The sequence below is a fragment of the Nostoc edaphicum CCNP1411 genome (assembly GCF_014023275.1).
GTDB classification, from domain to species: Bacteria; Cyanobacteriota; Cyanobacteriia; order Cyanobacteriales; family Nostocaceae; genus Nostoc; species Nostoc edaphicum_A.
In genome coordinates this window covers 6,879,667-6,901,524 of sequence record NZ_CP054698.1, presented here as the reverse complement: position 1 = coordinate 6,901,524, position 21,858 = coordinate 6,879,667, and the positions used below count along the sequence as shown (strand labels likewise).

17 protein-coding genes and 2 pseudogenes are annotated in these 21,858 nt (G+C 42.2%); 8 read left to right on the top strand and 11 right to left on the bottom strand.

The window, feature by feature from the left end:
* Positions 1 to 66: 66 nt before the first annotated feature.
* Entirely contained in the window at positions 67 to 681 is a 615-nt protein-coding gene (locus HUN01_RS31900) for a TetR/AcrR family transcriptional regulator (protein WP_181929521.1), read from the bottom strand.
* Positions 682 to 944: 263 nt separating this feature from the next.
* Here HUN01_RS31900 and HUN01_RS31895 point away from each other — a divergent pair, with 263 nt between their 5' ends.
* Positions 945 to 1,832 carry a transposase gene (locus HUN01_RS31895; protein WP_238845813.1) on the top strand — a complete coding sequence of 296 codons (888 nt, stop codon included), beginning with the start codon at positions 945 to 947 and terminating at the stop codon, positions 1,830 to 1,832.
* Position 1,833: 1 nt separating this feature from the next.
* On the top strand, positions 1,834 to 2,250 hold the full coding sequence (locus HUN01_RS35790; protein WP_238845811.1) for a hypothetical protein: 417 nt from the start codon (positions 1,834 to 1,836) through the stop codon (positions 2,248 to 2,250).
* 155 nt (positions 2,251 to 2,405) lie between these two features.
* On the opposite strand, the pseudogene HUN01_RS31890 reads toward HUN01_RS35790, so the two are convergent.
* From HUN01_RS31890 to rpiA, 4 genes and pseudogenes are all read right to left on the bottom strand, one after another.
* Positions 2,406 to 3,536, bottom strand: a pseudogene (locus HUN01_RS31890) (transposase); the annotation flags it as partial.
* Between the two features lie 190 nt (positions 3,537 to 3,726).
* Positions 3,727 to 3,909, bottom strand: a pseudogene (locus tag HUN01_RS31885) (NF041680 family putative transposase); the annotation flags it as partial.
* Positions 3,910 to 4,231: 322 nt separating this feature from the next.
* The gene (locus HUN01_RS31880) at positions 4,232 to 4,726 is read right to left on the bottom strand and encodes a GNAT family N-acetyltransferase (protein WP_181929519.1); all 495 of its coding nucleotides are present in this window, start codon (positions 4,724 to 4,726) and stop codon (positions 4,232 to 4,234) included.
* A 229-nt stretch (positions 4,727 to 4,955) separates the two neighbouring features.
* Positions 4,956 to 5,663: a ribose-5-phosphate isomerase RpiA gene (rpiA, locus tag HUN01_RS31875; RefSeq protein WP_181929518.1), complete on the bottom strand. Its 708-nt coding sequence runs from the start codon at positions 5,661 to 5,663 to the stop codon at positions 4,956 to 4,958.
* Positions 5,664 to 5,923: 260 nt separating this feature from the next.
* Between rpiA and HUN01_RS31870 the strand changes: the two genes are divergently transcribed.
* Positions 5,924 to 6,598 carry an S-layer homology domain-containing protein gene (locus HUN01_RS31870; RefSeq protein ID WP_181929517.1) on the top strand — a complete coding sequence of 225 codons (675 nt, stop codon included), beginning with the start codon at positions 5,924 to 5,926 and terminating at the stop codon, positions 6,596 to 6,598.
* 34 nt (positions 6,599 to 6,632) lie between these two features.
* Here the strand turns inward: HUN01_RS31870 and HUN01_RS31865 are convergent, their stop codons facing one another.
* Positions 6,633 to 7,847, bottom strand: coding sequence for a hypothetical protein (locus tag HUN01_RS31865; RefSeq protein WP_181929516.1), 1,215 nt, complete (start codon positions 7,845 to 7,847; stop codon positions 6,633 to 6,635).
* 419 nt (positions 7,848 to 8,266) lie between these two features.
* Between HUN01_RS31865 and HUN01_RS31860 the strand changes: the two genes are divergently transcribed.
* Positions 8,267 to 9,907, top strand: coding sequence for a purple acid phosphatase family protein (locus tag HUN01_RS31860; RefSeq protein ID WP_238845800.1), 1,641 nt, complete (start codon positions 8,267 to 8,269; stop codon positions 9,905 to 9,907).
* A gap of 302 nt (positions 9,908 to 10,209) precedes the next feature.
* Here the strand turns inward: HUN01_RS31860 and HUN01_RS31855 are convergent, their stop codons facing one another.
* Complete coding sequence (locus tag HUN01_RS31855; RefSeq protein ID WP_181929514.1) at positions 10,210 to 11,580, bottom strand: DUF2252 domain-containing protein; 1,371 nt, start codon at positions 11,578 to 11,580, stop codon at positions 10,210 to 10,212.
* 181 nt (positions 11,581 to 11,761) lie between these two features.
* Here HUN01_RS31855 and HUN01_RS31850 point away from each other — a divergent pair, with 181 nt between their 5' ends.
* A complete protein-coding gene (locus tag HUN01_RS31850) occupies positions 11,762 to 12,442 on the top strand; it encodes a RibD family protein (RefSeq protein WP_181929513.1) in 681 nt (226 codons plus the stop codon).
* 62 nt (positions 12,443 to 12,504) lie between these two features.
* On the opposite strand, the gene psbA is transcribed toward HUN01_RS31850, so the two are convergent.
* Together psbA and HUN01_RS31840 are read right to left on the bottom strand one after the other, a co-directional pair.
* On the bottom strand, positions 12,505 to 13,587 hold the full coding sequence (gene psbA / locus HUN01_RS31845; RefSeq protein ID WP_181929512.1) for a photosystem II q(b) protein: 1,083 nt from the start codon (positions 13,585 to 13,587) through the stop codon (positions 12,505 to 12,507).
* A 175-nt stretch (positions 13,588 to 13,762) separates the two neighbouring features.
* Positions 13,763 to 14,113 (bottom strand): histidine triad nucleotide-binding protein, encoded by a 351-nt coding sequence (locus HUN01_RS31840; protein ID WP_181929511.1) that lies wholly within the window; start codon positions 14,111 to 14,113, stop codon positions 13,763 to 13,765.
* A gap of 658 nt (positions 14,114 to 14,771) precedes the next feature.
* Between HUN01_RS31840 and HUN01_RS31835 the strand changes: the two genes are divergently transcribed.
* Complete coding sequence (locus tag HUN01_RS31835; RefSeq protein ID WP_238845798.1) at positions 14,772 to 16,973, top strand: PAS domain S-box protein; 2,202 nt, start codon at positions 14,772 to 14,774, stop codon at positions 16,971 to 16,973.
* Between the two features lie 281 nt (positions 16,974 to 17,254).
* Here HUN01_RS31835 and HUN01_RS31830 read toward each other — a convergent pair whose 3' ends face one another.
* On the bottom strand, positions 17,255 to 17,575 hold the full coding sequence (locus HUN01_RS31830) for a hypothetical protein (protein ID WP_181929510.1): 321 nt from the start codon (positions 17,573 to 17,575) through the stop codon (positions 17,255 to 17,257).
* Positions 17,576 to 17,939: 364 nt separating this feature from the next.
* Here HUN01_RS31830 and HUN01_RS31825 point away from each other — a divergent pair, with 364 nt between their 5' ends.
* The gene (locus tag HUN01_RS31825; protein ID WP_238845795.1) at positions 17,940 to 18,818 is read left to right on the top strand and encodes a phosphodiester glycosidase family protein; all 879 of its coding nucleotides are present in this window, start codon (positions 17,940 to 17,942) and stop codon (positions 18,816 to 18,818) included.
* Positions 18,819 to 18,857: 39 nt separating this feature from the next.
* On the opposite strand, the gene HUN01_RS31820 is transcribed toward HUN01_RS31825, so the two are convergent.
* Complete coding sequence (locus tag HUN01_RS31820; protein WP_181929509.1) at positions 18,858 to 21,149, bottom strand: glycoside hydrolase family 10-like protein; 2,292 nt, start codon at positions 21,147 to 21,149, stop codon at positions 18,858 to 18,860.
* A gap of 271 nt (positions 21,150 to 21,420) precedes the next feature.
* Between HUN01_RS31820 and HUN01_RS31815 the strand changes: the two genes are divergently transcribed.
* The gene (locus HUN01_RS31815; RefSeq protein WP_181929508.1) at positions 21,421 to 21,732 is read left to right on the top strand and encodes a threonine dehydratase; all 312 of its coding nucleotides are present in this window, start codon (positions 21,421 to 21,423) and stop codon (positions 21,730 to 21,732) included.
* The last annotated feature ends 126 nt before the right edge of the window (positions 21,733 to 21,858 follow it).

Sequence of the window (21,858 nt, the reverse complement as noted above, 5' to 3'; positions counted from 1 at the left end):
AAATCAAGGGTCTTTTAACTCAGTACTTGGCACGGGCAACACCCAACTAACGGAACTCAGCATTCTTCATAACTGAGAGGGAGCAACACTGATACCGCGCACAAAAATATCTACACAGGTTTCGATATATTCTTCACAGCTATAGCTACTTTGATTAAATTTTGCACTGCGACATAGCATTCCAGCTAGCAGCATTCCTGTAAACATATCGACTGCCGGAAATGGATCAATATCTGCTCTGACAGCGCCTCGTCTCTGACTCGATTGCAGGTAAGCTACCAGTTTTTCCCCTAAAGGCTTGGCAGCTTCTTGAATCACTTGTTTGGCTGCCTCTGGATGACGTTTGGCTTCCCCAATGAAGGTACGAATTAAGTCTTCCTGTACCTCTAGCATACTATTGTAAAGATGGGCATATTGTCTTAAATCAATTTTCAAATCCTGTGTCCACGCTTCGGGGTGTGCAAGGGCTTGTGTCTGGAGTGCCAAGGCATTTTCCATTACTGCTCCTAGAAGTTGTTCTTTGCTAGCAAAATGGCGAAATAAAGTCACCTCATTGACACCAGCAACACGAGCTATTTCACGGGTAGTTGCTCCTTGAACACCTAAACTAGCAAATACCTGCGAGGCGGCTTCTATCAAACGTGTACGGGTAAGAGCTGATGAACGGATAATTTTATTCATTTGTGTTGGCAAGTACTTACTTACATCATAGGTTATGTAGAAAAAGTTGTTGCATTAGCGTAGCTTACCGTAAGGAAGGTATGGCTCTGGAGTTTAGACTAAATACGAGCAAACGGAAGATAACACCAACAGACTTACGGAGCTAAAAAATCACACTACAAATAAAGAACAGAAACCTCTCGAAAAAGAAAAAGTGGTCAGTCATGTTGAACTAACCACTTTTTGGTCAATGCTGAAAAGAGGAAATATCTTACAGCTTGACCATGACATTAGATAAGCTTAAACAATTCCGCACAGGAATATACACCATCCTGGGCAAAGCCAAAGATGCTTTATTTGACCTGATGGATGCAGTGTTGGTAACACGTAGTGTTTATTCATTTGCAGAATTATCGGTAAGTCCAGTATTTAGAAGAAAGTGGTCTAGTACCTATGAAGCAATACAAGACGGTGAGCCACCCAGAACAGAATTAATGAAGTTGTATATAAAACAACAGTCAGTTAGAGAACAAATAGTCTTAGCAGGAGATCATACAGCTTGGGCAAGACCTGATGCGCGCACACTTCGAGAACGAACTTTTGAGCATCAAGCCCATCCAATGTCAGGGGCAAAACCAGTAACAATAGGACAAGGTTACAGCACCATAGCAATAATTCCAGAAACAGAAGGCAGTTGGGCATTACCGTTATTACATGAACGGATTACAAGTTTTGAAAACCCGATTCAAAAAGCTGCGGCACAACTAAAACTTGTTTGTGAAAATTTGCCAACACGTCCGATTAGCTTGTGGGATGCGGAATATGGCTGTGCAAGTTTTGTCAAACAAACTGCCGACATTGCCGCAGATAAATTAATGCGCGTGCGTTCTAATCGACTACTCTATGGTGCGCCGCCAGTTTATCGAGGTCATGGTCGTCCGAGGATTCATGGTGATAAGTTCAAGGTGAACGACTCAACTACATGGTGGACACCCGACCAAAGTTTAGAGATTAATGATTCCAAAATGGGGCAGATGTGCATCCGTCTGTGGTGTAATCTGCATTTTCAACAGTCTGCTAAACACTCAATGAATCTGATTCAAATCCAGCGAACTGATGAATTGGGGGGAGGCGAAGACAAAACCTTTATGGTTAGTGTGGGTTGGAGTTGAAATGCCGGCTTTATCACAATTATGGCGACTTTACTTTCGCCGATTTGCGATTGACCATTGGTATAGATTTGCCAAGCAACGACTACATTGGACGCTTCCAAATCTCAGCACTCCTGAACAGTGTGAGCGATGGAGTGATCTTTTACCTCTGATGACTTGGCAATTATGGTTAGCACGCGATTTTGTCACCGACAACCCTTTACCCTGGCAAAAACCAAAACCCAAGCTGAGTCCCGGACGAGTAGCTCAAGCGATGGGAGAAATTTTCGCGGCAATTGGGACACCTGCTGTTCCTCCTAAACCTCGTGGAAAATCCCCTGGATGGACAGAAGGTCAAACTCGCACTCGTAGAATTCGTTATCCAACTGTCAAAAAAAGCACTGCAAAACAAAAAAAACAAGTGCCACAATCTGCTTAATTCTTTGATTTTTCAATTTTGGGGTGTAATGCTTGTGACTCAGTTCTTGAGTTTGGACTAATTGGCATTTAGCGGCAATAAATAGAAGCTAAGAGAAAGTTACCCAACATCTTTCAGAGGCTGAGTTGAGTTGAATCGTTGAAAAAAAGCAGAAACTAAGCAGCAGTTAGATTAGCATTTTTAAGTGATTCTTCGGTTTTAGGTTTTTTAGATGCGTGTTTTTTGACAGTGGGATAACGGGGACGTAGAGGTGGCTGATGCCCTTGGGCGCGACCAGGTGATTTACCGCGAGTTTTAGGGGGTTGAGCAGGAGTACCAATTGCGGCTAAAATTAGTGGAAAGGCTTGTGCCACACGTCCTGGAGACAGTGTATCCTGATTCGATTGCCAAGGCAATGGGGAGTCGATACAGGCAACTCTAGCTAGCCAGAGTTGCCAAGTTAACAGGGGCATCAGGTCACTCCATCGCTCTGCTGCCTGAGTAGAACTAAGTTGAGGGTGTGTCCAATACAACCTCTGCTTCGCAAATAGATACCAATGCTCAAGGGCAAAACGGCGTAAGTATTTGTGCCAGAGATCCTCTAATGCAGGCATTGTCTGACCCAACCAAGCTAGCCATAAGGGTTGGAACTTACGATTACGTCCTACTGGTTTGATGACCTCGACGCGAATAATTTCCATTGCCCGGTTTGGGGATTGAAGAAAATGAAACCCACTCCAACGCATTACTTTAACTCGACCAATTTTCGGGTCTTCAACTTCTAGAGTTTCAGTTGCCACAGGCCAAGTTTCCGGGTCATTGAGCTTAAACTTATGACCATGTTTACAAGGTGCGCCTCGTCCTTTGTAAGTACTGGGTGTACCCCATACACATCGGTTAGATGCTAAACGTAACAACAGGTCTGCGTCAATTTTCTCCGTAGCTTGGACAAACTTGGCGTTGCCATAACCTCGGTCATAAGCGGCAAGCGGCCTTTTTCCTAACTCACGAGTGATTTGTTTAAGTTGGAATGCTGCTTTACTGTTTGGCGTTTCAAAGCTGGTGAGCCGTTCATGTTTCAACGGCAATGCCCAACTCCCATCCGCCTCTGGTATCCACGCTAGCGTGCTGTAACTTTGTCCGATGCCTATACTTCCCCTGGAGTCCCCATGAAAAGTTCTTTCTTTTAGTGTCTTCGCTTCTGGTCTTGCCCAAAAACTATGATCCCCTGCTAGAAATGGCTGTTCATCCGTCGCTACCTCCTGTACCAGCAGTTTCATCAACTTCCTCTTCGGTGGGCGACTATCCCTCTTCTGTCACTCTCCGAAAACATTTGCCTTTTCTAAAATCTAGAGCTTTTGTATAACAAGCGATTGCGCGATTATTTTCTAATAACAAATACAAGTCCTATTTTTTTTCTAATAGTATAGCTTGTATTGATTGCCTCATGAGGCTTCTAGCGATCACTTTCCCGGAAAGTGACAGAAGAGGGCTATCATGCAGTGCTGCATAAATGCTCGACCATTGCCGTCGAAATACTGGGCTTTGTGACAAGCTTACAAATGATGGGATACTCGGACTTGTTAATACTGCATCCATCAATTCAAATACTGCATCTTTGGCCTTCCCCAAACTATCGTAGATAGCTTGGCGGAATTTTTCTAGTTGTGTCAGGATCATCACGTCAATGATTTATCGATTACTTTCATTGACTTTACGGCAGTCAGCAGTAACACTGACTGCTTTTCTCTAGCCTTTTAGTCCAAAGTCCAGTCAGTTATCCTGAGTTACTTTGTCATGCGTTTAGTCTAAACTCCAGTATGGCTGAAAGCGGCGGGAAACTCTATCCCAATAGTGGGCAGTCGAGGTTGCTCCCCCCACCACTTGGGGCATTGGGCATTGGTAACTTCTTCCCCATTCCCCATTCCCCAGTCTTCAGCATTTTTTGGGTTGGCAGACTACTAGCGGTTATCTAATGGGACAGATGTATTTGGAGATTTTTTTAATTGGAAGTCTCTAATGTTTTACTCATTTTAGTAACTGGAACAACTATCCCACTCCTTAAATAATGAGGTGCTCTTTGGATGGCAGTAAATCCCAGTCGTAAATAAAATCCTTCGGCATAAAGGCTAGCAGTTGTAATTACCTTATCCACACCTTGAACGGTTGCTTCGTCACAAAAATGTTGAACTAAAGCCCGCCCAATCCCTTTACCTTGATATTTAGGATGAACATACAATCCAATGAGTTCATCAACAATGAAACTAGCAAAACCCATAACCACATCTCCCTCGATCGCAACCCAGAAAGTTTCCACTTTCATACTCTTCAAGATATTTGAACCATCAGGTTTGTCGCGATAATTACGCCAAGCTAAAAGTTCTTTTTGGGTGTAGAAAGTTGCAGGCAGAGCTTTGATAGCAGCAATATGAATTGCACTCAGCACCCACGCATCTATTTCTTGGGCAGGTCGAAGAGATATTTCGTTAGCGCTCATAGGTTCAGGGCTAGAGTAGGCAGAAGGCAAGAGGAAAGAAGTATGAATGAAAACTTTAGTTCTGGGTCATTGCCCAGTTTAAAAATAAGAATTGTTCTGTAGCGACTGTCTTAAAAATCAAGCGATCACTTAACCCATCGGTTTCAAATTTCTGTTTCAACTCACTACAATCTTGCTTAATTTTGGATTTTAGATGTCTCTAAAATCCAAAATCTAAAATCCAAAACTCTTACAGTTGCCGCACTAATGGCTGGCCATCTTTGACTTCACCAATCAAAACTAAATCGACACAGTTAACAAAGATACCATTTTCCAGAACGCCGGGAATGTTATTCAATGTCTTTTCTAGGCTGACTGGATCTTCAATAGAGTCAAATCTGACATCTAAGACAAAGTTTCCTTGGTCAGTGATTACTGGCCCAGCTTTTTTTACACCCATGCGGAGTTCTGGTTTGCCACCGAGTTTTTTGATGGCATTGGTTACTGGAGTAATTGCCATTGGAATCACTTCCACAGGCACAGCGAAACTAGAACCCAAGCGGTCTACTAATTTTCCACTGTCTACCACGACGATGAACTGTTCTGCCAGGTAGTCTACGACTTTTTCGCGGGTATGTGCTGCACCACCGCCTTTAATCAAATTTTTCTGTGGATCGACTTCATCTGCGCCATCAATGGCAATATCGATGTGGTCAATAGCATCTAAGGTGGCGAGAGGGACACCGTACTGCTTCGCCAGCACTTCTGACTGAAACGAGGTGGGTATGCCTATAATATCTTTGAGTTCACCAGTTTTTAGGCGATCGCCTAAAAACTGAATCGTATATGCTGTAGTTGACCCCGTACCCAACCCCACAATCGAACCCGACTTGACTAGGGCGGCGGCGGCTTTGCCAACTTCTTGCTTCATCAACTTTACGGGATCTGTTGTTGTCATTCCCAAAACTCCTGAAAAACTGACTATAGTCCATAGTAGTGGGCAGATAACGCCAAAAGATGAAAGCTAAAAAACAAGTTTTTGCTGATTTTTACCCCCTTGATTATGAAAGCCAGCTAACACGCTACGTAGCTACGCAACATTGCCAAGCTAAAGTTCGTCACTAACTGAGTTACAGGTTATTAAGAACACCAAATTTTGCGTTAACCTCAGTAACGTAGTTTTTTAAATTCATTTAGCAGTTAAAAGTGGTTATGGTGATGCGTCAGCTTTCAATTACTCTATCTTTAATGGCACTACTACAAAGTTTGCCAGCAATTGCTCAAGTACCAGAAACTACTTCTGGAATCCCATCTGATTCAATTCAACAGGTAACTGCTGTCAAATGGATGACAAACTTTCCCGATGGCAAGTTTTATCCAGAAAGGTTACTGAGTCGAGCAGAATTAGCGTCGATTATGGTAAAAGCATTTCGCCTAGATAAAAGAGAAGCTGTTAACAAAGCAAATTTAACTGTTCCAGATGTTCCTCGTTCTTATTGGGCATTTAATGATATACAGACAGTCTTAAAAACTGACATCATGAAAGGCTATCGAGGCAATGAATTCTTCCCTAACCAAAAAGTGACAAGGGCAGAAGCTCTTGCTATTTTTGCCCAGGCTTATGGTGTATTTCAGTTTCCCGATGACGCGGTAAATGAGATTCTGGCTTCATATCCAGATGAAAAGTCTATCCCAACTTGGGCTAGAAAGGCGATCGCTACAGTAGCTACCGAGGGATTTCTTAACACAGATGCTCAAGGCAATATTTCCCCATTAAAACCTGTTACCCGTGGGGATATGGCTTATGTCTTGAGTAAATATTTGCAACGACAACAGCAACAACCCGAAACACCAGAAGTTCCGGTTATTCCAAATAGCCCACAATCACCTTAGCTGAATAAAATTCAGTTAAGCGTTGTGCTTAAACTCAGTTTTGACCCGGACTTCTATACTTGTCTCGAATCTGGCGAAGATATAAGGAATTAGACTGTGTTGGTTGCTGCAACACATTATTTCCATAATTAGATTGTGGTGGTTGCGTCGGTTGCTGCAACCCATAATTCCCATATCCCGCAGGGTTTGTGGGTGTGACAACACTTTGACTTGGACTCTGGCTAGAGTAAGGTGCAATATTACTTGGTGCGGCAAAGGTAGCAGAGGGCGTCACTGGTGAGACATTAGGCACTAGCTGACCATTATTTAAATTATTGTAGGGATTTTGCGGTAAGTTCGTACCCGTTGATGTATAACCTGTACCAGGAGTTAAACCATTACTAGGCAATACTTGACCGTTATTTAAATGACCGTAGGGATTTTGTGGTAAGTTCGTACCCGTTGATGTATAACCTGTACCAGGAGTTAACCCAGTACTTGGTAGAGAATTCTGACTAGGTAAGCTGTTGATGGGTGGCATTAGCGTTGTTCCTGGTTCAGAGACTTGTCCCAAGGCATTTGTCGGAGTTGCAGTCCCATTAAAGCTAGACAATTTCTCGTTTGTCGATTGGTTGAGTGCTGCTTGCAGAGGACTGATAGAAAGAGAATTTTGATTTTTATTGGTTTGATTAGTCGATCCAATACCCAGGCTAGAGGACGTTTGTTCCTCCACTGTTGGTTCAGACGCTGTATTTAAAGTCTTAAGACCTAGAAACTGGTTACTATTATCAACTATCCCAGTACGCAATAAATTTTCTGTTTGTACGACAAAGGGATTTTTCACGACTGGGGATGTGTTGCCATTAATGCCTAAAGTAGGATTTGATTTGGCATCGTTAGTAGACTTTTGTTTGTTAATTACATCTTCTAATAAGCTTGTGCTCTTTTTTGCCTCAGTCTTTTCATTAGGAGTATTTGCCTTTAATGAGAGAGCTGCTTCCTCAAAGTCATTAAACAAAGCTGGCAGGTTATCAATATCTGCTGCAATGGCTCTATTTTCTGCTGACAGGGAGGATTCATCAGGCTTTTGTGGAGCAACTTGATTTTTTTGCTTATAAACGAAAATATCTGGATTTGACCAGTATTCCCAGGTTACTAGCCCTACTACAGATAAAAAAATTGCAGTTCCCCAAAAACCAGGTCGTCCTAGATTCCGTAACCTGGCTCTGAGATAGCGTAAGTAGGCGGGAGGATAATGACGATTTGGCATGGTATTAGTAATTGAAATTTACTAGAAATCGGTAAAATGTGACGGAAGAAGCGTTGCTGTTTGATGCTTTTATTTAGCTCAAGAGGAAATATCTCAACTGAAGTTCGTAGTGATTTCATCCTAACTTCTCAAGAAGTTATTAGTCATTAACAATAGACATTTAGTAGTCAAAAATTTATTTTTTTACCTTTTTAAACTAAACGGTTTAGTTTAAAAAGGTAAAAGCAGACGCGCAGCGGCTACATGAATTGCGTGAAAATCAGGGTTTCGGCTATTGTTTACGTAAGTCCTGACCCTAAAAATTTGGTATTTTACTCATGCTTAGACGTTTAAGTAGCCGTAAAATCTCCTCAGTGGCTATGTTTGTGCTTGTTATATGCTTTACTCTGGTAAGTGTGCGTTCATTTGGGCAATCAATTATGACATCAGCACCCCAACTGCTCACCGATCCATTTTTGCAACTGCCAACGGAAACTTCAGTCCGAGTAGTTTGGTTTACTGAGTTTGCTGGTATTAATCACAGTGTAACCTACGGTGAAAATTTCAAACAAACTGTTAAGGCAAGTACTACCAAACTCACTCGCACGCGTGAAGACCAAGAGTCAAGAGTTGCAAACCAAACCAAAGACGGCGAAGTTTATCAAAAACCTGTCCAGCGTGAAATTTGGCGACATGAGGGTGAGGTAACTGGGTTAACTCCTGATGTGAGGGTAAATTATCGTGTTACGAGTGTGCGAGAAGATGGTGAGAGTGTTAACAGTGATGTTTTTACCCTTGCAGCTACTCCCAAAGCAGATACACGATTAAAAATTTTACTCACCTCAGATCATCAATTAAAGCCGATGACAGCAGCAAATCTGCAAAAGGTGGTAGAAACAATTGGACGAGTTGATGGAGTATGGTTTGCTGGTGATTTGGTGAATGTTAGCGATCGCGCCTCAGAATGGTTTGATGATAATAGTGGTGGTGCGTTGTTTCCCGGTTTGCAAGGTCGTGCTAAATATGACATGACGCATAACGACGTTAAGACAACATACACTGGTGGACAAATAATTCAACACGCACCCATGTTTACTTGCATTGGCAATCATGAGGTGATGGGGCGTTTTGCCAGGACGGGAAGTTTAAATGATGAATTTGATGATACAATTCCCCGTGCCGTTGCTCAAAGAATCTACCGAGACAAATCTTTAATAGATAATTCTTTTAATACTAATACCTATGAAGAGATTTTCTCTTTACCAAAAAGTAAAGATGGTGGAAAAAAGTATTATGCAGTTAGCTTTGGAAATGTACGTTTGGTGGTACTGTACGCTACGAATATGTGGCGGACTCCCAGCTTAGATAGAAAGCGTAGGGGTAGATATCAGGAAGCCGAAAAGGATTTAAATAATACTGAGGATTGGGGTTATGGACAGGTGATTTATGAGCCAATTGCTAAAGGCAGCAAACAGTACAATTGGCTAGAGGCAGAACTCAACAGCTCTGAGTTTAAACAAGCAAAATACAAAGTTGTAATGTTCCATCATCCACCCCATACTTTGGGTGATAATATAGTTCCTGCTTATACAGAACCAGTTCAAATAATTGAACGGGATGGTAATAATATCAAAGCAGTGCGTTATGAGTACCCCAAAGACGCAGATTATATTATTCGTGATGTTGTCCCTTTATTAGAAGCTGCTAATGTGCAATTAGTATTTTATGGGCATTCCCATTTGTGGAATCGCTTTGTTAGTTCCAGTGGAATGCACTTTCTAGAAACCTCCAATGTGGGCAATACTTACGGTGCTGCTTGGGGTGACAGAAAGCGAGAAGTGCCAATTGGATATCAAGAAGATTATGTTAAGCTTGGTGATCCCAATGGTTTAGAACCGATAGTGCCAACAATTGCTCCCTTGCTAGGCGAAGATGGGAAACCGATGCCTTATATTGCGAGTAATTATATTACAGTTTTCAGTATCTTTGATACAGGAACAGGTACGATCAGTAGTTATCGTTTTGATACTCGCAAGCCTGATTCGGAAGTATTGAAGTTTGACGAATTTAAGTTGAAATAGCAATTACACCAAAGGAAACACATTATTAAAGAAGGCAGGAGGCAGGAGGCAGAAGGAGCGTCTTGCTATTAATTTTAAGAATTTTTAACGAACTTTGGGGGTTTAAGTCCCCTGCCTCTATAAGCAGCAGGTTTTGTGTAGGGGTTAAATCCCCGTTACAAAACATAATTGCGAATTGCGTTAGCGTAGCGGTAGCGAGTCCGCGAGCGTCATTGCGAATTGCGAATTGGTTTAATTGGAGCGTACTCTTTCAGAGAAGCAAGCTACGCGCAGCGTCTCGTAGAGAAGCAACTTGACTAAAGTTAGAGTGTCACCTTTTGGTTATAAGCATTAACAAAACTCGTGTAGTCATACTCGACTTGAGTTGCATAGTCCACCGCAAAGTTAACAATTTCGTCTTTGAATACAGCCTTGTTACCGCTCACAATATCAGTCACTTCTTTCTCAACGCTTACGGGAATAATCGCAGCATCGTAGTCTTTATCAGAAATTGCATGGTTCTTGGCAACAACCTTCCCTGCATACCCCATTGCATCCATGAATTTTGACTTAGTGGTTAGCAAAGTATAATCAAAGTCTACTTGATAGGGTGATTTTTCATGCAGCATAAAGGGAATGCTACTGAACGTAGTATAGCCAACCAATGGATCAGTATTAGAGAGCATTGCTTTCATGGCGATTGTCACTCTTGCCCCTTCTTGGTTTCCGTAGACTGAACTTGGCAGCAAACCTGGAACTGCGATCGCAACTGCGCTATTACCTTCCTGCTTCATCTCTAAAATGCGATCGTCGTCGGTTGCTGAACTTGGGCCCTCAATTAATAAGTAATATCGGTACTTTCCAAGACCACCAGTGCCTGAACCTAATTTGAGGCGAATGTCTTTGAGGGTGTAGTAACTATTCTTGTAGCGCTTACTGCTAGGAATTGAAGTGACGTAGCTGCTCATAGCCTCAGCAATATCTGAATAGGTGCTGCTGGATACAGACTTAAGTTCCAAAGTTGTCTGAAATACTCGATTGTTACTGTTATTTAACTGCGTATACTTATTTAAAAACTTCAAACGGCTCTTATCTGATACCTTTTCAATCAAATCTTTGACCACACCATTCGTATTGCTGGATTCCAAACGATATGACAGTTCATCATTGGTTCCCTTAAAGTCACTCATCTTGTTCAAATAAGCATCCAAAAAATTCCTGACAATATCCTGAGCATCACTTGAGCTAATACCGTTCTCTTTAGCTGCCAACAGAATGGAGACTGCCATCCGTCGCAAGTCCCAAACGTAGGGGCCAAGATAGCCTTCATCAAAATCAGTGGTGTCAAAAACGTTGTTGTCATTGCTATCTCTCATCCCCCCAAGATTTTGCAGATGCATATCTCCCTCTAACCAGATGGCTGATGTTGAAGAATTCACAAATTCTGAACTTGGCAAGGTCTGCATATCACGATAAAAAATGTGAGCCGTCCCTCGATAAAAGGCGAATGGGCTAGCTTTCATCTTTTGTATCTTCGTTTCCAGTTCTTGAGGCAATTGAGAAGCAAAGGGATGATTGTATTGGTAAATTTCATTTTCCACCCAAGTCGAACGGGGAGTTGCAGCTTGAACTGGAGATGCAAACCCCAAAATTAAAATTAAGACAACTGCGATCGCAGATATGTGTTTGAGCATGACAGTCTCTTTGTAAAAAAAATGACTTTTATTAGACTCTTGTGTAGATACAATCATCCAACAACAATTCTTTTACCACCTTTAGCTATAGCTTAGAAAGTGATTTAAAGCACAATGCAACAACTATTCATGTCAAAGAATTCAAAAAGGTAAAATTATAAAGAATTGTCAAAACGTAATCATGTCAGCTATCCAAACAACTGTGGTTCTTGCCATGACGGCCGATGGAAAAATTAGCGCCGTAGATCCTAAAGCGCCTCGTGAATCCGATCCAGACGATCAAGCACACGTGGAGTATCAAGTCTCCCTTGCTGATCTAATCCTGGTAGGAGCAGGGACAATTCGGGCTGAGGGGGTAACTTTTACAATTCGCAATCCCGAACTTTTGGCAGCACGTAAGGTTCGGGGTCAGTCTCCCCAGCCTATTACCTGCGTTGTCTCAGGTTCCCTTGACCTAGCGCTGGACTTGCCTTTTTTAAGTCAGGACATTGAGCGATGGATATTTACAACACGAACTGGTTTGGAACGCAATTCTGATACAACAACCTTACAAAAACTGGCTGAATTAATTGATTTGGGAGATACAGACCTGGACTGGGATCGAGCTTACAACTTGATGGCAGAGCGAGGTATTAACAAGGTAGTTGCTTTGGGAGGTGGCTCTTTAACGGCTGCTCTAGTGCACGCAGAGCGAATTGACGATTGGTGGTTGACAATTTGGCCAGTTATTTATGGAGGAAAGCACGCCCCTAGCCCAGTAGAGGGAGAAGGTTTTGTTCCTTATGCTGCTCCTCATCTCCAACTCGTTGAAACTCGTCAGATTGGAAGTGAGTTGTTTTTACACTACCGCACACTCAAGTAGAGAATATTAAAAAGCGCTCTCCCGAAAGGGAGAGCGCTTTTTAATTTAGCAAAACTTCAGGATTAACCGTTGATAGCAGGAGCAGTAAGAGCTACAGGAGCAAAATCGCCAGCAGCCAAATCTAGAGGGAAATTGTGAGCATTACGCTCGTGCATTACTTCCATACCCAGGTTAGCGCGGTTGATTACATCCGCCCAAGTTGCAATCACACGACCTTCAGAGTCAATGATTGATTGGTTGAAGTTGAAACCGTTCAAGTTGAACGCCATTGTGCTTACACCCAAGGCGGTGAACCAGATGCCGATTACAGGCCATGCTGCGAGGAAGAAGTGCAGTGAACGGCTGTTGTTGAAAGAAGCGTATTGGAAGATTAGACGACCGAAGTAGCCGTGGGCTGCAACGATGTTGTAGGTTTCTTCTTCTTGACCGAATTTGTAACCGTAGTTTTGAGATTCGGTTTCGGTTGTTTCACGAACCAAAGAAGAGGTTACTAGTGAACCGTGCATTGCAGAGAACAAGCTTCCGCCGAATACACCAGCTACACCTAGTTGGTGGAAGGGGTGCATCAAGATGTTGTGTTCTGCTTGGAACACGATCATGAAGTTGAATGTTCCTGAGATACCCAAAGGCATACCATCAGAGAATGAACCTTGTCCGATGGGGTATACCAAGAAGACTGCGGTTGCTGCTGCTACTGGAGCGCTGTATGCGATCGCAATCCAAGGGCGCATTCCTAAGCGGTAGGATAGTTCCCATTCACGACCCATGTAACAGAATACGCCAATCAGGAAGTGGAAAACTACCAATTGGTAAGGGCCGCCGTTGTACAACCACTCATCTAAGGAAGCTGCTTCCCAGATTGGATAGAAGTGCAAGCCGATAGCGTTGGATGAAGGTACTACTGCACCGGAGATGATGTTGTTTCCGTAGATCAAGGAACCTGCTACTGGTTCACGGATTCCATCGATGTCTACTGGAGGAGCGGCGATGAAGGCGATTACGAAGCAAGCGGTAGCTGCTAGTAGGGTGGGGATCATTACTACGCCGAACCAACCGATGTAAATCCGGTTGTTGGTGCTGGTGATCCATTCGCAGAATCGATCCCATACGTTGGCGCTTTCGCGACGTTGTAAGGTTGTTGTCATTGTTTTATAAGTGCGGTTAGTTATTTATGATTTGGATAAGCAAATTTGCTTACCTATGTTTATTACATTAGAAGCAAAATGGAGATTTGTAAAGAAATATTACATAGGTATTGATTATGGCAGTGATTTTTTTTGGTGATGAACCGCGTCTAGAGACGCAATTCATCTGTTTTTATCAACCAGGGGGCCAGTCTAACTGCCGTCCTCCCAAAATGTGCAAATGTAAGTGATGGACTGTTTGTCCGCCGTCATCACCAGTGTTGATGACAACTCGATAACCATTTTTCAGCCCAGCTTCTTCTGCAACACGTTTGGCGGTTAACAAAAGATGCCCCAACAGAGCATGATCCTCAGATTCAGCATCAGCTAGTTGAGCAATGGGTTTTTTGGGAATGACGAGGATGTGAACGGGCGCTTGGGGATGGATGTCTTTGAATGCCAGGGACAAATCATCCTCATAAACAATATCAGCGGGAATTTCCCGACTAATGATTTTGCTGAAAATCGTTTCTGTAGTTTCACTCATGCCAATCTACCTACTTATCTGCTAGAGATTTTATATTAAGTCTGGCTAATCACTTATCGAAGTCTAATATTGATATAATGCACGAGCAAATTTCTGGTGTTGTTCTGCTAGATATTGAGGATAGATGAACTGAGCATTGCCGATAAAGCGAAACAACCAGCGACGTTTTGTAGAGATTACCAACTTTGCAACTATGGCAGAGGATGAATGGCAGTATTCTGAGCCGAAATAATTTTCCAGCGCCCTGACTGCTTCTGAAGAACATATTCCATACAGGCAAATTATCTGATCCGAACTACATTGGCTACATTATGGCTAAGAGGTTGTTTGAAAAGTATTTCGCTGTGACTTTAGGCACTTTAGATCCCCCCTAACCCCCTTAAAAAGGGGGGAACCGGAATCAAAGTCCCCCAATTTATCGGGGGATTTAGGGGGATCTAAAATTTTTGATACCGACAATAGGACTTTTCAAACATCCTCTAAAAATGAATTTAAATTTATATTAAAAATTAGCGGATTTCTTTGTGACTACTATGTATAAATCACCATCCCAAAAAATCCAGACATTTACACCTATCACAGACTATATTTTATTACCAGTGCTATTAAAATCTTTAAGATATTCTCAGTATTTGTTTGTAATCTTTAATTTAAACTGATGGAGGTTATCTGCGGCAGAAAGGGCGATCGCATGAGCAAAAAATGGTATCGAATCCAAAAGCTGAAAGCAATATTCGTCCTAGCATTGGCAGTTATATTTACTAATGCTGTAGTCTCCTATGGCAATACTGTTAAGCTGATTCACAACCAGCAATGGGTGACATCCTCATATAAAGTTATTACCCAAGTTGAAAGTATCCAATCTACGCTCCAAGATACTGAGACTGCACAACGTAATTACTTAATTACAGCCGATGCAGATGATCTAAAAACTTATCTTGTAGCTTATGAAGAAACTAATCGCCACATTCAAACTCTCAGTAAGTTAACTGCTGATAACCATCAAAAGCAGCAGTGGATTTCTTTGCTGGAGCCGAAAATTACCAGTAGGCTCAACATTCTGCAAGAAGAGATTTACCTCAGACAAAACCAGGGATTTGAAGCAGTTCGACAGAGAATTTTATCTGTCAAAGACAAGCAAAACAGCAAAGAAATCCAACAGCTTATTCACGACTTTTTAGAGGTAGAGCAAAATTTATTACAGCAGGGAATGCAGCAGTCGCAAGCAAGTTCCCAAAAGGCGATAGTTACATTTTTTATCGCGGCTATTGTGGATTTGGTTTTGGTGGCGCTGCTGTATGACTTGTTGTGGCGTTATATCAGGCAACTTCAGCAGACGGAATTGGCCCTACGCCAAAGCGAAAATCGTTTACGAGCCATGATAGATGCAGAACCAGAATGTATCAAATTAATTGCGAGGGATGGCACCCTTTTAGAAATTAATGCAGAAGGGCTGGTGATGATGGAAGTGGAAAGTGCTGATGTTTTGATTGGCAAACCAGTTGATGCTGTAATTGTGCCAGAGTATAGAGCAGCCTTTGCCGACTTACATAAAAGTATCTGCCAAGGTAACAAGGGGACTTTGGAGTTGGAAATCGTTGGATTTAAAGGCACTCGCCGCTACATAGAGACTCATGCTGTACCACTGCGTAACGAATCTGATGGGACGTTCATCCATTTAGCAGTGACGCGAGACGTAACTCAGCAAAAACAGGCAGAACAGAAAATCCGTGAACAAGCAGCGCTGTTGGATGTATCAACTGACGCAATTGTGGTACGAAATATCCGCAACCAAATTTTGTTTTGGAATAAAGGTGCCCAGAGTTTATACGGCTGGAAGGCTGAGGAAGTTTTGGGTAAGAATGTTTTGCAACTTTTGTATAAAGAGATTTCACCACAGCTAGAAGATGCTTACTTGACGGTAATGAATACGGGTGAGTGGCGGGGTGAGTTGCATCAACTGACAAGGGAAGGTAAAGTAATTATCGTTGAAAGTCGGTGGACACTGATACGACATGATAATGGACAACCCAAATCCATTTTAAGTGTGAACACCGAAATCACGCAGCAGAAACAACTAGAAGCTCAACTTTTGCGATCGCAACGTTTGGAGAGTATCGGTACTTTAGCTGGCGGTATCGCCCATGATCTGAACAATATACTATCCCCAATTTTAATGTCAGTTCAACTGTTGCAGAGGAAATTGCCCGATCAGCAAAGTCAGCAAATACTGCAAACTTTAGAAAATAATGTTAAACGCGGTGCTAATTTGCTCAAGCAAGTATTATCTTTTGCACGAGGTATTGAAGGCAAACGAACAATTGTCCAATTCCAGCCTTTGATGGCAGAAATTGAGCAAATTATCGCTCAAACATTTCCTAATTCCATTATTTGCCAGATAGATATCCCTAAAAATCTCTGGTACGTTCGTGGAGATATAACTCAACTACATCAAGTGCTGATAAATTTAGTCATCAACGCCCGCGATGCCATGCTAAATGGCGGAATTTTAAGGATTGCGGCGGAGAATCTGGTGATTGGCGAACATTCTGCCCAGATAAATATTGATGCGAAAGTGGGTTCTTATATTGCGATCGTGGTGACGGATACTGGGATGGGGATGTCATCGGAAGTCCAGGAACGGATTTTTGAACCATTTTTCACTACCAAAGAGGTAGGAAAAGGTACGGGTTTAGGGCTTTCCACAGTGTTGGGTATTATTAAAAACCACGGTGGTTTTGTCAATGTTTACAGTCAAGTAGGCAGAGGCACTCAATTTACAGTGTACTTACCTGCATCAACATATAGAGATACACATTCGCTGTCTCTAGAATTGGAATCAGTTATAGGAGATAGCTAATTTATTTTGGTGGTGAAAGTATCACAAACAAAAAAATACTGTCAACCAAAACTTTCTGCCTACTTTGAAAATTGATTAATAGAAGTGAAAAATATCAGTTAACATGATACGCCGTTATCACTATTTTCTTGTCTGGACTATACACGGATTCGACTCTTGGGTATTCGTTATGAATCCACCATACTTTTATTCTATTAGACTGTGCAGGTGCGCTACCTGAGATTGAATATCCTGCCTGAGTCATTAAGGTTTCAAAAGTATTTGAGTCGAGAACCGTACAATTAAAAGCTGTTAGTCCCTGTATTTGATGTCTGTTGAGGGTCATAGCTACCCTGGTAAGTCGTAAAAATTCTATATCCTGGTAATACTAAAGCAATTCCAGTGTTACTGTGAATTTTACCGGGATATTTATAGGGAATATCATCTGGTACGCTCCCACCAATACGAAAACTAAAACCAAGTAGCCATATATACAAACCAGGTAATAGTAAATCCATACTATATGTAATAGCTCTCATTGCTTCATTTTCTTTGAAAGAAGCAGAATTTCTGGCTATGGCGAATTTTTTGGAGATATTTTTTAGGTTTGTGCTTCGTAACATGGTCTTAATTTCAATCCCCAATAGGGATTTAGTAATTTTCAAGCGTTTCAATCTCTATGAGGGACAAGGTGTTTTGCAGCGCTTGTCTTTTAATTCTAACAAGTGGTTTCCATTGAGTAGGTCTTTTGAGAGCATTTTTACCATCAGCCAAAAATTAGCGATTGCCCAGAAACAGAAATATCACAGAGTCAGCGTCAATTACTTTTATGCTTAATCCAATTTTTAAAACTTTGATTTTTTGCGGTTCATTAGGTAGTAACCAACGCGCAAAACTGTGAAGGTATTTTTCTGCTAATCTTTTACAGATGTTGTAAAAGTATTATTAAATCAACTTTGTTTTAGCTAACCGCAAGTGAGTTTAAATGTGAGGAAAATCAAACTACTGGCTTTGATATTAATTAGTTTGACAATGGTGTTGTGGTTTAATTTGCGTTCTTCAACACCATCAATAACGACTGTTGCATCTTTACCACCAAAAACTATTCGCTACTTCGAGCGCACTTTGCCCCAAAGCATCGCTCACATCGTGCTGATTCCAGCGAATAGCGGATTTTTGGTGACTCCTGCACTATCAGAAAAAGTAGCCACTGTAGAAGAATTTGCCCAAAAACATCGAGCCGTAGCCATTTTGAACGCAGGCTTTTTTGACCCAGTTAACCAAAAATCTACATCCTATGTCATCCTACAAGGGAAGTTGGTTGCTGACCCCAAGGAAAATGAGCGACTGGTAAACAATCCCAACTTAAAACCTTACCTGGGTCAAATATTCAATCGTGCAGAATTTCGCAGCTACTTATGTGGGCAAACTATCAGTTATTCTATTGCCCTACACAGTCAGTCACCACCAGCAGGTTGTCAGTTAGTCGATGCTATAGGTGCTGGCCCACGCCTATTACCAGAACTCACATCAGTAAAAGAGGGCTTTGTAGATAATGCCAATACACGAGATGCACTTGGCAGTAACCAACCCAATGCCAGGACTGCTGTGGGTATCACTCGTGATGGCAGCGTTATTTTAGTTATGGTGGCTCAAAAACCCTCGGCTCCCGCGAACTCTGGGATATCCTTACCAGCATTAGCTGATTTTATGAAAACTCTTGGTGCTGATCAAGCGATGAATTTGGATGGGGGGAGTTCGTCTTCACTTTATTACAAGGGCAAAACCTTTAACGGGAAGGTTGATTTGGAAGGAAATCCTATCAAGCGTCCCGTAAAATCAGTTTTGCTGGTTCAGGAAAATTAGTTTTGAAGGCATCTGAGGGAGGAAGTCTTTACTTTCCTCTTACCGCCGACTGCGAAAACCTTGTCTTCCATTAACTTGGTCAAAGAGGACATCGTATTTATCAAAAAATGCGATGCCAGTATTTACAAATATAGGAAGTTCTGCCTGTGAAGAAATACTCAAATTCCAGCGATTAAATCCGTCGCGGTTTCCTGGTGCCAAGCTGTAATCAAAAATGCTATTAATTGCTACTTTCAGAGTATTTGCTGAACGTAATACTCCTGGTTTGAGTTTACCTGCTGTGGAAGCTGACTTGAATTCAGCCAAACCATTAATGGTTCCAGTATCAGTGATCATTTTGCCATTACAAGAATTTTTAGCAGAACTCGCAGCAAGAGTTAAACAAACTTTACTCAGTTGAGAGTCCCATCTGTTACCGGGTACACCATTAATTTCGCTTTGTTTACTCCAAGGAGCCATTTTGAAACCTGCTTGATTGTTGGCAGTCAAACCGAGAATTAGGCTGCCATTGTTGTTACTACCACCATTTCCAATCACGATAAATCCGTTACTCAGATTGCCTGGTAATTTCCTCAACGGATTATAGGGAAGTGACTTTTCAAAATAGTTGACACCGATAATACCGGAAAATGGCGCACCACTCTTTGCTGAACAATTAGGCTTTTGGGCAATACATTGGCGGCTAGTAACAACTTGTACCGGAACGGGTTCTGCTGCGGGAAGCAAGCCAAATCGGACATTAGTATAAACTAATTCTCCCTCCAGGATAGTACCATCACTTAATACCTCCTTGATATTTTGTCCCGTTCTGCGGATAGGAGCATTACCTAAAAACTCTTTGGGAACTCGTAGCCCTGCTGAACCTGTATCTAATAAGATACGCCTTGGTTGACCATTTGCGATCGCTATTTCCAGAAAATAGCCACGAACCCGTTGGCCAAGGGAAGGTTTTGGATATAAAGGTAGGGATATGGTATCAAAAGTTGGCTTGCGGGGTGTATTTTGAGAGATATCGCGCAACGCTGGTTTCGGGAAAAGAGCCGCAAATGCTGACTGGCGTTGTGCTGCTGGTTCCGGGGCGATATCCCAAAGGCTTTCGTAGTAGAAAAAGCCGCTACCTAAACCGCGTTGTTGCGCCGCTTGTACCTGGGATTGGATTTGTGGCATGGAAACTGGACGATTTCGTAACCCCGCCATAATACCGATACCAGTTGGGATGACTTTTTGGGTTTCTAAAACTTCTGGGCGATTAATTTGAGCGATAAAACTTTCTAAATCATTACGGTATACCTGCATGACCAACTCATCGACAATACCCAACCGTACCCAGTTCAGCCAGTCTTGCAGTTGCAGCTTGTAGGCAAAATCATAGTAATTGGGAGAAACTGCGAAGATAGCATTCGGTTTTCGGGCTTTCACGGTTTGGTGGAGGTCTACCATGAATGTAGTGATTTTATCTGCCCGCCATTTTATCCATGCTTGGGCTTGGGGATTGGGTGGGGGAGGATTACCAGTTTCTTGAGTATATAGATTAATTGTGTACTTATCGTAACCAAAATCCACAGGTAAACTCATGTGGTCGTCAAATTGAACGCCATCAGCATCGTATTGAGTAATGACTTCCATCACGAGTTCAGTGATAAGCTTTTGCACTTCGGGGTGAAACGGATTCAACCACGCTACTTCACCCGCAGCACTAATTGAAGTTTGAGTCCCATCCCGTTTTTGTGTCAGCCAATCTGGATGCTGCGACGCAAGTTCCGAAGTTAGGGGAACCATGAAACCAAATTCAAACCAGGGTATTGCTAGTAGACCTTCTCTGCGGGCTTGGCTGATAATGTCTGCAATCACATCTTGTCCATCTGTTCCTTTGAAGAAGAAGGGAATACCCTTTTTTTGCATGATGGCACTGGGGTAATGTGTATAGCCATCGTTCCACACGACTGGATAAACGGTGTTAAAGTTTAGCTGCCGCAGTTGGCTCATGGCTGCTTGCACCTTTGAGCGATTTCTGAAAACGCTAAAATCGTTACCACTCAGCCACACGCCCCGAATTTCTTGACGAGGTTGAGGAGGTAGTTGGGCAATAGCAGGGGCAAAGCTGTTGAATAGCAATACCGCAACGAACGATATCAGACATAATAATGGCAACAGACGCTTCCTTAAAAGCCACCAACCTTGACGAATGAAAAGGCTACTAGCTGCAACTCTACCAGACGCTTTGCGTAGCTTGCTGCGACATAGAAGTAAGCGTTTACGCACAGGGTTAAATAGTAAGTTAGTTAGAGTAGCATTGATTTCTATGGTTTTTCCCCAGAACTGAGTTGTCATTACGTCTACTGACTAAATAAGGTTTATTGGTTATATTTAATTCCATATCAAGGTTAAATTGCTGCACCAGGAAAACTGATACAGTAATTTAGCTGCAATATGGTTGACGCAGTTATAGAGTTAGTAGTGCCAAATAGGAATGTTGCAAATGTAACCTGTAAGAAATTCTCTTTGTTCTCACGCCTACGCCTGGTAGATTTTTTGCATAGCACCATTCCTCCTATTGGAATTAAGTCACAATGAATAATAGGCAATCATAGAGGGTGCTGTTATGTTTCGTTTAACTCAAACTGTTCGGAACTTGTTCCTTCGTCTTCAAGGCTTGTTTGGTGTTCTATTCAAAAGTGTTTCCAATTCCGTAGGAAATTTATTTGGTTTTTTTGCCAAGCTGTTCGGATTTAGTAGTTCTGGTTATTTCTTGGAATCTGATGAAGTGCAAAGTATAAAACAAGCTTCTGCAAAAAAGCCAATTGAAACGAATCGGGATAACACTCCTAAAATTCCTACCACTAACCGCCGTCGTTCTAATGCCAAAATTGACGACTACTACCTCAACATGGCTCGTGATGTGAAAAAGAATTAACAAAAGCCATCAATTGGAAGGTGATCTTAGTAATGCGTTAGCGTACCACTCCGTGGAAGCAAGCTACGCGCAACGTCTGGTAGATAAGCTCGCCGTAGGCATCGCTTTGCCAGGGGAAGATCATCT

Bases quoted from the DNA above. Each gene is read 5' to 3' on its own strand.
- HUN01_RS31865 (WP_181929516.1), bottom strand. From the start codon at position 7,847: ATGCCAAATCGTCATTATCCTCCCGCCTACTTACGCTATCTCAGAGCC.
- HUN01_RS31815 (WP_181929508.1), top strand. From the start codon at position 21,421: ATGTTTCGTTTAACTCAAACTGTTCGGAACTTGTTCCTTCGTCTTCAA.
- HUN01_RS31900 (WP_181929521.1), bottom strand. From the start codon at position 681: ATGAATAAAATTATCCGTTCATCAGCTCTTACCCGTACACGTTTGATA.
- HUN01_RS31860 (WP_238845800.1), top strand. From the start codon at position 8,267: ATGACATCAGCACCCCAACTGCTCACCGATCCATTTTTGCAACTGCCA.
- HUN01_RS31870 (WP_181929517.1), top strand. From the start codon at position 5,924: ATGCGTCAGCTTTCAATTACTCTATCTTTAATGGCACTACTACAAAGT.
- HUN01_RS35790 (WP_238845811.1), top strand. From the start codon at position 1,834: ATGCCGGCTTTATCACAATTATGGCGACTTTACTTTCGCCGATTTGCG.
- HUN01_RS31855 (WP_181929514.1), bottom strand. From the start codon at position 11,580: ATGCTCAAACACATATCTGCGATCGCAGTTGTCTTAATTTTAATTTTG.
- HUN01_RS31880 (WP_181929519.1), bottom strand. From the start codon at position 4,726: ATGAGCGCTAACGAAATATCTCTTCGACCTGCCCAAGAAATAGATGCG.
- psbA (WP_181929512.1), bottom strand. From the start codon at position 13,587: ATGACAACAACCTTACAACGTCGCGAAAGCGCCAACGTATGGGATCGA.
- HUN01_RS31830 (WP_181929510.1), bottom strand. From the start codon at position 17,575: ATGTTACGAAGCACAAACCTAAAAAATATCTCCAAAAAATTCGCCATA.
- HUN01_RS31820 (WP_181929509.1), bottom strand. From the start codon at position 21,149: ATGACAACTCAGTTCTGGGGAAAAACCATAGAAATCAATGCTACTCTA.
- HUN01_RS31895 (WP_238845813.1), top strand. From the start codon at position 945: ATGACATTAGATAAGCTTAAACAATTCCGCACAGGAATATACACCATC.
- rpiA (WP_181929518.1), bottom strand. From the start codon at position 5,663: ATGACAACAACAGATCCCGTAAAGTTGATGAAGCAAGAAGTTGGCAAA.
- HUN01_RS31850 (WP_181929513.1), top strand. From the start codon at position 11,762: ATGTCAGCTATCCAAACAACTGTGGTTCTTGCCATGACGGCCGATGGA.
- HUN01_RS31835 (WP_238845798.1), top strand. From the start codon at position 14,772: ATGGAGGTTATCTGCGGCAGAAAGGGCGATCGCATGAGCAAAAAATGG.
- HUN01_RS31840 (WP_181929511.1), bottom strand. From the start codon at position 14,113: ATGAGTGAAACTACAGAAACGATTTTCAGCAAAATCATTAGTCGGGAA.